Raw genomic sequence first — 11,159 nt, 5'->3', positions numbered from 1 at the left:
CCGACGGGCACGGTAAAATGACGCCATGACACGCAAAACCCGTATTCAACCGATGGGGCTGCCCGACGCCGAGCCCCACGACGACGACGCTTACGAGCGCCCGAGCAAATCGCAGATGAAGCGTGAGATGCAGGCGCTGCAGGTGCTTGGCGCGCAACTCGTCGAGTTGTCCAAAGATGCCTTGAAACGCATGCCGATGCCCGAGGATCTGGCCGACGCCGTGCGCGACGCACGCCGAATCACCGATCACGAAGGCAAGCGCAGGCAGATGCAGTACATCGGCCGCGTGATGCGCTCGCTGACGGACGCCGAGACTGAAGCGCTGCGAACGGCGCTCGACGCGTACCGCGGCGTGAACAAAGCCGCAACGGCGAGGCTGCACTGGATTGAGCAGACGCGCGATCGGCTGCTTGCGGATGACGACGCATTCACGGCATTCGTGCGCGAGCACCCCGATGCCGATGCGCAAACGGGCCGCACGCTGATTCGCCACGCCCGCAAGGAGACGCAGCAAGGCAAACCGCCGCGCTACTACCGCGAGCTCTTCCAATGGATCAAGACGGCGAGCGCCAAAACCGGAGCAGACGAGGACGACGCCGATTGGAACAACGCAACGGATGACGACGATGACGACAGCGAAACGTAGCCACCCCGACGAGGTCCTGATCGGGCTTGTGTCGATCAGCGACCGCGCCACGAGCGGCGTTTATGAGGACAAAGGCATCCCGTCACTGGAAGCCTGGCTGCAAAAGACGCTGACCTCCCCCTGGCGCACGGAAAAGCGGCTTATCGCCGATGACACTGCGACGATCTCAAAGACGCTGATCGAGCTCGTCGACGAGGTCGGCTGCGACCTCGTCCTGACGACGGGCGGCACGGGCCCCGCACGGCGCGACGTGACGCCTGAGGCAACGCTTGCCGTCGCGACCAAGGAAATGCCCGGCTTTGGCGAACAGATGCGCCAGATCAGTCTGAACTTCGTGCCGACGGCGATTCTTTCTCGGCAGGTCGCCGTCGTCAGGGAAACGCCGACGCACGCGGCATTAATCATCAACTTGCCGGGCCAGCCGAAATCGATCCAGGAGACGCTCGAGGGTCTGCGCACCGAGACGGGTGCGGTAAAAGTCCCGGGGATTTTCGCAGCGGTGCCCTACTGCATCGATCTCATTGGCGGCCCTTACATGACGACCAACGAGGAAGTGGTAGCGGCGTTCCGCCCGAAAAGCGCGCAGCGCCCGCCGCGCGCATAGTGGCGTAGCGCAGCCCGCTACGATTGGCCGCCTTCGAGAGGTGCGCTCGGCACGAGGAAATGCTGGCGGTAGTACTTGAGCTCGTCGATCGATTCGTGGATGTCGGCCAACGCGGTATGCATCGCGCGCTTTTGAAAACCTTTATAGATGGCCGGCTGCCAGCGCCGGCAGAGCTCCTTCAAGGTGCTCACGTCAAGGTTCCGATAGTGGAAAAACTGCTCCAGTTCCGGCATCCAGCGCGCCATGAAGCGGCGGTCCTGGCAAATCGAGTTGCCGCACATCGGCGACTTGCCGGGCGGCACATAGGCCCCAAGAAAAGCACGGATTTGCTCGGCCGCTTCGCTCTCGGTGATCGTCGAGGCCCGCACGCGCTCGATGAGCCCCGAGCGGCCGTGCGTGTTCTTGTTCCACTCGTCCATTTTGCCGAGCGTCTCGTCGCTCTGATGAATAGCAAACACGGGACCTTCGATCATCTTATCGAGTGTCGAATTGGTGACGACGACCGCAATTTCGATGATGCGGTCGGTATCGGGCTCGAGCCCCGTCATTTCCATATCCAGCCAGACGAGATTCATCTCGCTGCGTGCGAGCGTCGGCTCGCCGACGGGTTCGAGGATGTCAGTCATTCAAGGCGTCCAAGGTAAAAATAAGGAAAACGGTGCGGCAAGACGCGCGGCGCTCGAGCGGCGAGAATTCGCCGTTCCGCTCGCCATCGCGCAAATCTCTATAATTCTCGCATAGATACAACGGATGACCTGACGCGATGCCCTCTCTCTACCTCACCGTCGTTTTTGCCGCCACCGTGCTGGCCATGGTCGGCACGAAGCTCTGGCTCGCCGCCCGCCAGACCCGATTCGTGGCAGCCCACCGTGGCACGGTGCCGCGGCAGTTCGCGGGCACGATCCCGCTCGCCGCGCACCAGCGCGCAGCGGACTACACGATCGAGCGCACGCGGCTCGCCATGATCGAAGTGATCGTGGGCGCCGCCACGACCGTTGCCCTCACGCTGCTCGGCGGCGTGCAGGCGCTCAACGTCATCATCTCGGGCCTCGTCGGGAACGGCTACGTTGGGCAGATCGCACTGGTCGCCGCGGTGGTTGTGATCGCGAGCGCGGTCGATCTTCCCTTCGACTATTACCGTCAATTTGTCGTCGAGGAGCGTTTCGGGTTCAATCGGATGACAAAGGCCATCTTTTTTGGCGATCTCATCAAAGGTGCCGCGTTGGGCGCTGCCTTCGGGTTGCCGCTGGTCTTCGTGGTCCTGTGGCTGATGAACCAGGCAGGCAGCTTCTGGTGGCTCTGGGCCTGGACCGTGCTCGTCGTTTTTCAGCTGCTCGTCCTCGTGCTGTATCCGACACTGATCGCGCCGCTCTTCAACAAGTTCGAGCCGCTTGCGGACGAGGCCCTCAAAAACCGCATCGAAGCACTGATGAAGCGCTGCGGCTTCGCCGCCAAGGGGCTGTTCGTCATGGACGGCAGCCGCCGCTCGGCGCACGGCAACGCCTATTTCACCGGGTTTGGCGCCGCCAAGCGGATCGTGTTCTTCGATACCCTGCTCGCGCGCCTCACCGGTGACGAGATCGAAGCGGTGCTTGCGCACGAGCTCGGTCATTTCAAGCGCCGCCATGTCGTCAAGCGCATGATCGTTACCTTCGCGGTGAGTCTGGCTCTCTTCGCCTTACTCGGGTGGCTCACACAGCGTACGTGGTTCTACGAGGGCCTGGGTGTAGAACCGTCGATGACGGCGAGCAACAACGGGCTCGCGCTCGTGCTGTTCTTCCTGGCCCTGCCCGTGTTCCTCTTTTTCGTGACGCCGCTCGGCAGCCTTAGCTCGCGCAAGCACGAATTCGAAGCGGATGCATTCGCCGCAAGCCAGACCGATGCACGTGAGCTCGTCAATGCGCTCGTCAAGCTCTATGAGGACAACGCGTCCACCCTCACGCCTGACCCGCTTTATACGGCCTTCTATTATTCGCACCCCCCGGCCTCGCAGCGAATCGACCGGTTGTTGCGCCAAGCATGACGAGCCGCACAGCCAAAGCCGGCAAACGCGTAGCCCCTGCTGAACACCGCGAGCCCCAGCAACTGAGCGAGGGGCTCGTCGTCGCTGCACACGGCCGCCACTATGTGGTTGCGCCCGACTCAGAAGCGGACGTGCTCGTGCAATGCTTTCCACGCGGCAAGCGGAGTGAGGTCGCAGTCGGCGATCGCGTGGTGTATCAACCGTCTTCGGCCGATCAGGGCGTCATTGTTGAAATCGGCACGCGCCGCAATCTGCTCTATCGATCCGACCAGTACAAGTCAAAGCTCTTTGCCGCGAATCTCGATCAACTGCTGATTGTGCTCGCGACGGAGCCGCATTTCAGCGAGGATCTGCTCGGCCGAGCCCTTGTCGCCGCCGAAGCGAACGCGCTTCTACCGCTGATCGTGCTCAACAAGACCGATATCGAGCCGGCGCTCATGAAGGCTCGAGCCCGACTCGAGCCTTATCGGGCACTCGGGTACGAGGTGCTGGAGCTGTCGATCAAAAAGCGCCCCGATGAAGCCCGCGAAGTGCTCGGCGCGCGGCTCACTGGCCATTCCACGCTGCTGCTCGGCCAATCGGGCATGGGCAAGTCGACGCTCGTCAATTTGCTTGTCCCGAATGCTGACGCGGCCACGCGCGAAATTTCGACAGCCCTCGGAAGCGGCCGCCATACAACGACGTTCACGCGGCTCTATCCTCTGGCGGGCGGTGGGGCGCTGATCGATTCGCCTGGGTTCCAGGAGTTCGGCCTTTACCATCTGACCGAGGGTCAACTCGAGCGCGCGTTTCCCGAGTTTCGGCCGCTGCTCGCGAACTGCCGCTTCTACAACTGCCATCATCTGCACGAGCCAGGGTGTGCCATTCTCGATGCGATGGGGGACGGACGCATTGTGTCAGCCCGCCATGCGCTTTACGCTCAGCTCGTGCACGAAGCGAGCCAGATAGTCCGCTAAAGCCGAGACCTGCCATGCTGAGATTGATGTTCGCTCCAAACGCCGTGATCGGCCAGCACTGGGTGAACCTGCTCAGCGTCGCGGGCATTCCCTGCGAATTGCATAACCGCTATCTGACCGGCGCGCTGGGCGAAATCCCTGCCGAACAGTGTGCGCCCGAACTATGGCTGGTTGATGAGCGTGACGAGGCGATGGCCAGAAAGCTGATTGCGGCAGCGTTGAACGGCCCGCCCCCCGGCGGCAAACCGTGGCGGTGCAGCCAATGCGGCGAAACGCTTGAGCCTCAATTCACAGTCTGCTGGCAGTGCGGCACGGCACGCAATCCGCTCGACGAATAAGCGGCAGACCGAATCGTCGCCCAATTGCGCCTTGATCGCGACCGTGTGACGTGCCGACGAAGGCCAGCCCCTGCCAACCCCTTGCTACCCCACCCAAACCGCAATGGTCAGCATGAGCAGCAAGATCATCCAGAGGATGACTGCCCGCCAGACCAAGCCCACTGCCGATTGCAGCGTGCGGGGTGTGCAGTCGTCACCAACAGGGATCGGAGGACCATCGGACGACCCCAGCGTCTCGAGGCCCTCGAGGCTCGACGGCTCCGCGAGGGGACCGGCAAGCCGTGCGCCGAGCGCACCGCTACCCGCGGCGAGAAGCACCCCCTCATTGACGTCGGGCCACTGACGCGAGTGATTTCGCCACGCGTAGATTGCATCCTCGAAATTGCCGACGATGGCAAACCCGAGCGCGGTCAGCCGGGCGGGTACCCAATCCATCACGAGGAAAATGCGTTGTGGGAACGTTGCAAAAGCAACCGTGCGGTCGTCGGCAGGCGTCGACCACGCGCGCGCGAGATATTCCGAAATCCGGTAGAGCACGGCGCCAGCGGGCCCAATAGGAACGAGGTACCAGAAAAATACGCCGAAGACGTGCCGGTGCGAAGCAACGACTGCGTGAATCAATGTATGACGCACGATTTCCCCAACGGGCATATCGACGGTCTCCATCCCCGTCCACTCGTTGAGAATTTCCCGGGCGCGCTGCACGTCGTCGTTGTTAAGCGCCAGGTGAATATCCGTAAAGTAATGGCTGAATTGCCGAAAGCCGAGCGTGAAATAGACGATGACGACGTTCCAGACAAACGCCAGCGCAAAACTGATTCGATAGAGCAGGAAGTAGATGGCCGCGACGGCGAGCGTCCAGGGCACCACGACCGCCAGCCACGCCAGAATTCCATGCTTTCTCTTGCCGGCGTCGAAACCTTGCGCGGCCCATTGCGCATGGTATTGAAGCAGTGCGAACACCGGATTAGTCGGTGAAAGCGCACGCAACTGTTCGAGAACGAGAGCCAGCAATACGGAGAAAAAAGTCATGCGAAGCGCCGTGCCTATTGGGTTCTTAGCTGTTGTCGCGTAACGATAGCACAGGGCAGAAGCGGCGGAACGTAGGATGCGGATAGGCGCACCACCGTTCGACACCCGCTATACGTCTCATGCGACAAGAAAGCGATAGAGGTTTCGCAACATGCCGGCCGTTGCGCCCCAAATGAAATAGTGGCCTCCAGCGCCCGGGCGCGGATACGACATCGCGAAAAAGCGCCGCTCGCCCTGCTCCCAGCGCAGCAAACGAACCTGGTGATGAGCGGGGTTCATCAGGAAATCGAGCGGCACTTCGAAAATGTCGGCCACTTCGAGGGTATCGGCCTCGACGGAAAACGGCGGATGCACGAGACCAACCACCGGCGTCACGCGAAAGCCGGTACCTGTCAGATAATCCGGCAGCGCACCCAACACCTCGACGCGATCAGATGCGAGCGACACCTCTTCGCTCGCTTCGCGCAGTGCCGTTGCGATGGCATTTTCATCATCCGGTTCGTGTCGTCCGCCGGGAAAACTGATCTGCCCCGCGTGCGCGCTGAGGTGATCAGCACGTTGCGTCAGCAGTACAGTGAGTCGCGCCTCGCGCACCACAAGCGGTATCAGTACCGCTGCTGCGCGTGGATCATTTTCTTTACGCCAGTCTTCGGTGGGCTCCGGCGACCATGCCAAGCGCTGCTTGAAACGAGCGCGCAAGCCATCGGGCGTCAGGCGCGGTGATGCAACTACAGGCAAACCAGCTCCGGTCGATTCGACCGGCAAGACTTCAGGTTCGATAATGGGGCGGATCAATGCAGCTCCTGAAGATAGTGCACGTGTACCGTTATTCTCGCCTGTCCAACAAAAAAGCACCCGCGAAGGGTGCTTTTTCTTACAGCTATTACGATCAAGAAGCCGAACGGTCTTTCGACGGCAGCTTTTCCTTGATACGTGCGGACTTGCCGGAGCGCTCGCGCAGATAGTACAGCTTTGCACGGCGCACGTCGCCGCGGCGCTTCACTACGATGCTCGCCAACAGCGGCGAGTACGTTTGGAACGTCCGCTCGACGCCTTCGCCCGACGAAATCTTGCGGACGATGAACGACGAGTTGAGACCACGGTTGCGCTTCGCGATCACGACGCCTTCGTAGGCCTGGACGCGCTTGCGGGTGCCTTCGACCACATTCACGTTCACGATCACCGTATCGCCCGGGGCGAAATCCGGAATCGCCTTGCCTTCGAGCACGCGCTCGATTTCTTCCTGCTCGAGTTTTGCAATCAGATTCATCACTGACTCCTAATGCCATCTTGTCGGCGTTTTGCCCGCCTTCGCGCTTAAGCGACGCGCCCGGCGTGGCCCCGATAGAGGATGGGTTTACAACCGGCACCGCACACTCGCATGCGCGATGCCGCCTTTTCCCGCCGAGCCGCTGCAAAAACGCAAAAAAAGCGCGTTTAATCCTTTGGCGGCAGCTTGGCAAGACTTGCGAGCCACGCCTGATCGGCGCGGGTCAGCATCTTGTTGCGCCTAGCGCGCTCGATCAAATCGGGGCGCTTGGCAGCCGTGTTGCGCAACGCCTCGCGGCGGCGCCACTGCTCGATTTCGGCGTGGTGCCCAGAAAGCAGCACGTCGGGCACGCGCGCGCCTTCGTATTCTTCGGGGCGCGTGTAATGCGGACAATCGAGCAAACCATCGACGAAACTATCTTGCACCGCCGACTGTGCATCATTCAGGACGCCCGGCAACTGTCTCGCGATGGCATCCATCAAGGCCATCGCCGGCAACTCACCGCCGGACAGAACAAAATCGCCCAGACTCACCTCTTCATCGACACAGCTATCGATCAGCCGCTGATCGATAGCTTCGTAACGCCCGCACAGCAGCACTAGGCCAGGCTCGCGCGAAAACGACACGACCCGCTCATGATTAAGCGGCGCGCCTTGCGGCGACATCATCACCACACGCGGGCGGTCGATTCCAAGCCCCGCCTGCGCCGCCTTCGCCGCAGCAATAGCAGCCGAGAGCGGCCTCGCCAGCATGACCATGCCAGGACCGCCTCCGTAGGGGCGGTCATCGACGGTGCGGTAATTATCCGTCGTGAAATCGCGCGGGTTCCACGTACGTAGAGCAAAACGACCTTGCTTCGTCGCGCGGCTCGTAATGCCCCACTCAGTCAGTGCGCGAAACATGTCGGGAAAGAGCGTGACGACATCGAACTGCATCGCACTCCCCTCGCTCGATCATGGTCAGTAATCGGTTTGCCAGTCGACGACGATGCGCTTGGCCGCCTGGTCCACCGTTTTCACATATGCGCCGACGAACGGAATCAACCGCTCGGCGGTCCGCGGCTCGCCGTCCTTGCCCGCCAAAGGGTATTCGACGCGCAAAACCGAATGCGCCCCGTTGTCGATCAAGTCGGCAACGCAGCCAAGTGACTCAGCGGCTTCATTGACGACCTCAAGACCGACCAGATCGACCCAATAAAACTCGTCGTCACTCAGAGTTGGGAAGTCCATCCGGCGGACGTAGACGCTATATCCGCGCAGGGCCAGCGCATCGTCGCGATCGGCCAGCCCACCCAAATGCGCGACGACATGGCCGGCATGCAGCTTGACTTGCGTCAGCTGAACCGACATGCGTTCGCGGCCTTTGGCCAGCCACCAGCGTTTCCCGTGGAGCAAGGCGTCGCCACCCTGCCCCGCGCTCGCGTGCGCTGCGACCTTTACCCAACCTTTGAGACCGTACGCATCGACAATCGCGCCGACCTCAACTGCATCGTCAGGCCACACCTCAACAGGCTCGGGCCGCCCCTGAGCTTGCGCATCGGATTCCGACGCTCGCCGCGCGGTGGGCTTCCGGGCAAACGCACCAAAAGACACACTCGTACGTTGCGCGGGCTTAGCGCGCCCCGAACCACCAGCATCATGCGCAGACATTGCCAGACCTCCAGCTAACTATCACAGCCTGCCGGCAGAGCCGACATGTAAGACCATGAAAGCTGCCGACAATGCGCTTAAGCAGCCGGCTGCGCCTGTTGCGCCTGCTTAACGAGACGCTCGACTGTCGGCGACAGTTGTGCGCCGACGCCTTGCCAATACGTCAGGCGATCCTGCGAAATACGCAGCGATTCACCCTTCGTGGCAACCGGGTTGTAGAAGCCAACGCGCTCGATGAAGCGGCCATCGCGACGGCTGCGGGAATCGGTAGCTACGATGTTGTAGAACGGGCGCTTCTTCGAGCCGCCGCGAGCCAAGCGAATGATGACCATACTCTAATCCTTGATAACCTGGGATTCGACAATCACAGAAACGCTCGAGTATAGCGGAAAATCAAAACCATAACAAACACTTAGGCGAGCGCCCACCAGTTTGCGGCGCCACGGCACATCGCCGACGACTGATCGGCGCGTAAACAACGTCAATTCCGGCGTCAATTCGCAGCGTAAAATGGGCGACCCGGCGGATCTGGATGGCTCGCCTCTCGCGACCCTACACTCTTGGCCGGTCACGTGCACAGGCGCCACTTTCCGGCACTTTCGCGATATCGGCCAACTGCCATCGCGCCACTTCAATGGAGCCTCATGCCCAAGCCCGCTTGCCAGCATCGGCCCGTTTTTCGGTCAAAGACTCTGACAGCCGCACTCGCTTTCCTGCTGGGCAGTCTCGGCGCCCACCGCTTCTATCTGTACGGCTTGCGTGACGCGTTCGGCTGGTCGCACGCGCTAGCCACGTTGCTCGGTGTTCGTGGCGTGCTACTCCTCGTTGCGACGCCAACGTTGCCCGCCGGCTGGCTACTGGCGGTGCTGGGTGCGATCTCGCTGCTCACCGCCTTTCTAGCCGCGATAGTGTACGGGCTGCGTCCTGATCCAAAGTGGGATTCGCAATTCAACGTCGGGCTGGACAAGCACAGCCGGTCTGGCTGGACCGTGGTACTCATCGTCATTTTTTCGCTCTTCATTGGCGCGATGATGCTGATGGCGGGCCTCGCCGTCGCATTTCAGACGTACTTCGAATCGCAAGTCGGGCACGACGCGTTTCGCTGATGCCGCGAAGCTGAGGCAGCTCAAAAGAGATTGAGTTGCGGATTGCTGGCGTCCCGCTCGGGAGGACGCCGGAACTGGGAGATATCGAGGATGCCACGTTGCCGTATGTTCAACCCGAGGCGTCTTGCAGCTTTATCGAAGCGCTGTTTGAGCAGGAGCGCCCAAGCCCCCTCTCCCTTCATCCGGTGCTCAAACGACGAGTCATAGTCCTTGCCACCTCGCATATCGCGCACGCGTGCCATCACACGCTCGGCCCGTTGGGGGAAGTGGGCGGCGAGCCAGTCCTGGAACAGCGGCGCGACTTCCCAGGGTAAGCGCAGGACAATGTAGCTCGCACTCGTGGCGCCGGCCTCCGAGCAGGCCTCGAGGACGCGCTCCAAGTCCGGCTCGGTGACGAAGGGAATGACGGGTGCAATGCTGACTCCCACCGGGACGCCGGCTTCGCTCAGGGCGCGGATGGTACGCAGACGTCGTGCGGGAGCTGCGGCTCGTGGCTCCAGCGTGCGCGCAATCACAGGATCGAGCGTTGTGACCGTAACGGCTGCCATGACAAGCCCTCGGGCCGCCATCGGCGCGAGAAGATCGAGATCACGCTCGATCAACGACGATTTGGTGATGGCGGCGAACGGATGGCCGAATTGGTGAAGCACCTCGATCACGCGCCGCGTAATGCGCAGCTCACGCTCGATAGGCTGGTAGGCGTCCGTGTTGACACCGAGGGCAATAGGTTCGGGCACATAGCTTTTCTTCGCTAACTCCCGCTCGAGTAGTTCAGCCGCGTTGATCTTGGCGTAAATCCGACTTTCGAAGTCCAGCCCGGGCGACAAGCCAAGGTAGCTATGAGTCGGACGAGCGAAGCAGTAGATGCAGCCATGCTCGCACCCGCGATAAGGATTGAGTGAGACGTCGAAAGGCACGTCCGGCGACTTATTGCGCGTCAGGATGCTTTTTGCCCGCTCCTCGAAAACCTCGGTACGCAGCGCCGGTCCGCCCTCATCGTCGCCCGGCGCCCAGCCGTCGTCCACCGACTCGCGCCTTTCGAGCTCGTAGCGCCCCTGCAAGTTCGTCACAGCCCCGCGGCCTTTTTGGGGCGTAGGTGGCACAACAGGATATTCGACGTCGGAATCGTCCATAGATCGATGAACTCGAACCATGCGGAAAATATCGTGACCACATCGATAAGCCTATCGTCGCTTATCGTCACGGAAGGTGCGCGAAAAACGCTCCACGATCGCCGCCCCGACCGCAAGGCGATGAACGGAGGTGCGTTGAAATCATACGCCTCCCGATTCGCCGGCGTAGGCGACTAAAACAAGCTGCGCACCGCTTAGCGATTGAACGTGCGTGGCGGACGTTTTGGGCGCGTAAACGCAAAAACCCCGCCGGATAGGGCAGGGTTTTTGACGGGATAGGGAGCCTGACGATTACCTACTTTCACACGGGAATCCGCACTATCATCGGCGTGGAGTCGTTTCACGGTCCTGTTCGGGATGGGAAGGGGTGGTACCAACTCGCTATGATCATCAGGCATAACT

Annotated in this window: 14 protein-coding genes and 1 rRNA gene; 6 read left to right on the top strand and 9 right to left on the bottom strand. The window is 61.3% G+C overall.

What is annotated here, in order from left to right; genetic code table 11:
* Positions 1–25: 25 nt before the first annotated feature.
* Positions 26–646 carry a ribosome biogenesis factor YjgA gene (yjgA, locus tag VL598_RS09385; RefSeq protein ID WP_325326436.1) on the top strand — a complete coding sequence of 207 codons (621 nt, stop codon included), beginning with the start codon at positions 26–28 and terminating at the stop codon, positions 644–646.
* Positions 627–1,250 (top strand): molybdopterin adenylyltransferase, encoded by a 624-nt coding sequence (gene mog / locus VL598_RS09380; RefSeq protein WP_325326435.1) that lies wholly within the window; start codon positions 627–629, stop codon positions 1,248–1,250. Before yjgA ends, mog begins: the two co-directional genes overlap by 20 nt.
* A 17-nt stretch (positions 1,251–1,267) precedes the next feature.
* Here the strand turns inward: mog and orn are convergent, their stop codons facing one another.
* The gene (orn, locus tag VL598_RS09375; RefSeq protein ID WP_325326434.1) at positions 1,268–1,876 is read right to left on the bottom strand and encodes an oligoribonuclease; all 609 of its coding nucleotides are present in this window, start codon (positions 1,874–1,876) and stop codon (positions 1,268–1,270) included.
* Positions 1,877–2,013: 137 nt separating this feature from the next.
* Here orn and VL598_RS09370 point away from each other — a divergent pair, with 137 nt between their 5' ends.
* The 3 genes from VL598_RS09370 to VL598_RS09360 are packed head-to-tail and all read left to right on the top strand — an operon-like array spanning position 2,014 to position 4,567.
* The gene (locus tag VL598_RS09370; protein ID WP_325326433.1) at positions 2,014–3,273 is read left to right on the top strand and encodes a M48 family metallopeptidase; all 1,260 of its coding nucleotides are present in this window, start codon (positions 2,014–2,016) and stop codon (positions 3,271–3,273) included.
* Positions 3,270–4,229, top strand: a complete 960-nt coding sequence (gene rsgA, locus VL598_RS09365) for a ribosome small subunit-dependent GTPase A (RefSeq protein WP_325326432.1) — start codon at positions 3,270–3,272, stop codon at positions 4,227–4,229. Before VL598_RS09370 ends, rsgA begins: the two co-directional genes overlap by 4 nt.
* A gap of 17 nt (positions 4,230–4,246) precedes the next feature.
* Complete coding sequence (locus VL598_RS09360) at positions 4,247–4,567, top strand: DUF2007 domain-containing protein (RefSeq protein WP_325326467.1); 321 nt, start codon at positions 4,247–4,249, stop codon at positions 4,565–4,567.
* Positions 4,568–4,651: 84 nt separating this feature from the next.
* Here the strand turns inward: VL598_RS09360 and VL598_RS09355 are convergent, their stop codons facing one another.
* The 6 genes from VL598_RS09355 to rpsP all read right to left on the bottom strand — a co-directional run bounded on the left by VL598_RS09355 (position 4,652) and on the right by rpsP (position 8,850).
* Positions 4,652–5,599: a CobD/CbiB family protein gene (locus VL598_RS09355; protein WP_325326431.1), complete on the bottom strand. Its 948-nt coding sequence runs from the start codon at positions 5,597–5,599 to the stop codon at positions 4,652–4,654.
* A gap of 117 nt (positions 5,600–5,716) precedes the next feature.
* Entirely contained in the window at positions 5,717–6,394 is a 678-nt protein-coding gene (locus VL598_RS09350; RefSeq protein ID WP_325326430.1) for a CoA pyrophosphatase, read from the bottom strand.
* 94 nt (positions 6,395–6,488) lie between these two features.
* Entirely contained in the window at positions 6,489–6,869 is a 381-nt protein-coding gene (rplS, locus tag VL598_RS09345; protein WP_325326429.1) for a 50S ribosomal protein L19, read from the bottom strand.
* Between the two features lie 167 nt (positions 6,870–7,036).
* The gene (gene trmD, locus VL598_RS09340) at positions 7,037–7,804 is read right to left on the bottom strand and encodes a tRNA (guanosine(37)-N1)-methyltransferase TrmD (RefSeq protein WP_325326428.1); all 768 of its coding nucleotides are present in this window, start codon (positions 7,802–7,804) and stop codon (positions 7,037–7,039) included.
* A gap of 24 nt (positions 7,805–7,828) precedes the next feature.
* A complete protein-coding gene (gene rimM / locus VL598_RS09335) occupies positions 7,829–8,518 on the bottom strand; it encodes a ribosome maturation factor RimM (protein WP_325326427.1) in 690 nt (229 codons plus the stop codon).
* 77 nt (positions 8,519–8,595) lie between these two features.
* Positions 8,596–8,850, bottom strand: coding sequence for a 30S ribosomal protein S16 (rpsP, locus tag VL598_RS09330; protein WP_053568597.1), 255 nt, complete (start codon positions 8,848–8,850; stop codon positions 8,596–8,598).
* Positions 8,851–9,162: 312 nt separating this feature from the next.
* Between rpsP and VL598_RS09325 the strand changes: the two genes are divergently transcribed.
* The gene (locus VL598_RS09325) at positions 9,163–9,624 is read left to right on the top strand and encodes an NINE protein (RefSeq protein ID WP_325326426.1); all 462 of its coding nucleotides are present in this window, start codon (positions 9,163–9,165) and stop codon (positions 9,622–9,624) included.
* Positions 9,625–9,644: 20 nt separating this feature from the next.
* Here VL598_RS09325 and VL598_RS09320 read toward each other — a convergent pair whose 3' ends face one another.
* Both VL598_RS09320 and rrf read right to left on the bottom strand, forming a co-directional pair.
* Entirely contained in the window at positions 9,645–10,757 is a 1,113-nt protein-coding gene (locus VL598_RS09320; protein ID WP_325326425.1) for a PA0069 family radical SAM protein, read from the bottom strand.
* A 282-nt stretch (positions 10,758–11,039) separates the two neighbouring features.
* Positions 11,040–11,152 (bottom strand): 5S ribosomal RNA (gene rrf / locus VL598_RS09315).
* Between the last annotated feature and the right edge of the window lie 7 nt (positions 11,153–11,159).

It is taken from the genome of Trinickia sp. (genome assembly GCF_035492435.1).
GTDB lineage: Bacteria > Pseudomonadota > Gammaproteobacteria > Burkholderiales > Burkholderiaceae > Trinickia.
Note: the sequence above shows the minus strand (reverse complement) of the source record. Positions and strands in the feature narration are given on the sequence as shown.

Excerpts from the sequence above, each read along its gene's own strand:
- VL598_RS09370 (WP_325326433.1), top strand. The coding sequence starts at position 2,014 with ATGCCCTCTCTCTACCTCACCGTCGTTTTTGCCGCCACCGTGCTGGCC.
- rimM (WP_325326427.1), bottom strand. The coding sequence starts at position 8,518 with ATGTCTGCGCATGATGCTGGTGGTTCGGGGCGCGCTAAGCCCGCGCAA.
- yjgA (WP_325326436.1), top strand. The coding sequence starts at position 26 with ATGACACGCAAAACCCGTATTCAACCGATGGGGCTGCCCGACGCCGAG.
- VL598_RS09320 (WP_325326425.1), bottom strand. The coding sequence starts at position 10,757 with ATGGACGATTCCGACGTCGAATATCCTGTTGTGCCACCTACGCCCCAA.
- rplS (WP_325326429.1), bottom strand. The coding sequence starts at position 6,869 with ATGAATCTGATTGCAAAACTCGAGCAGGAAGAAATCGAGCGCGTGCTC.
- rpsP (WP_053568597.1), bottom strand. The coding sequence starts at position 8,850 with ATGGTCATCATTCGCTTGGCTCGCGGCGGCTCGAAGAAGCGCCCGTTC.
- trmD (WP_325326428.1), bottom strand. The coding sequence starts at position 7,804 with ATGCAGTTCGATGTCGTCACGCTCTTTCCCGACATGTTTCGCGCACTG.
- VL598_RS09355 (WP_325326431.1), bottom strand. The coding sequence starts at position 5,599 with ATGACTTTTTTCTCCGTATTGCTGGCTCTCGTTCTCGAACAGTTGCGT.
- orn (WP_325326434.1), bottom strand. The coding sequence starts at position 1,876 with ATGACTGACATCCTCGAACCCGTCGGCGAGCCGACGCTCGCACGCAGC.
- rsgA (WP_325326432.1), top strand. The coding sequence starts at position 3,270 with ATGACGAGCCGCACAGCCAAAGCCGGCAAACGCGTAGCCCCTGCTGAA.
- mog (WP_325326435.1), top strand. The coding sequence starts at position 627 with ATGACGACAGCGAAACGTAGCCACCCCGACGAGGTCCTGATCGGGCTT.
- VL598_RS09325 (WP_325326426.1), top strand. The coding sequence starts at position 9,163 with ATGCCCAAGCCCGCTTGCCAGCATCGGCCCGTTTTTCGGTCAAAGACT.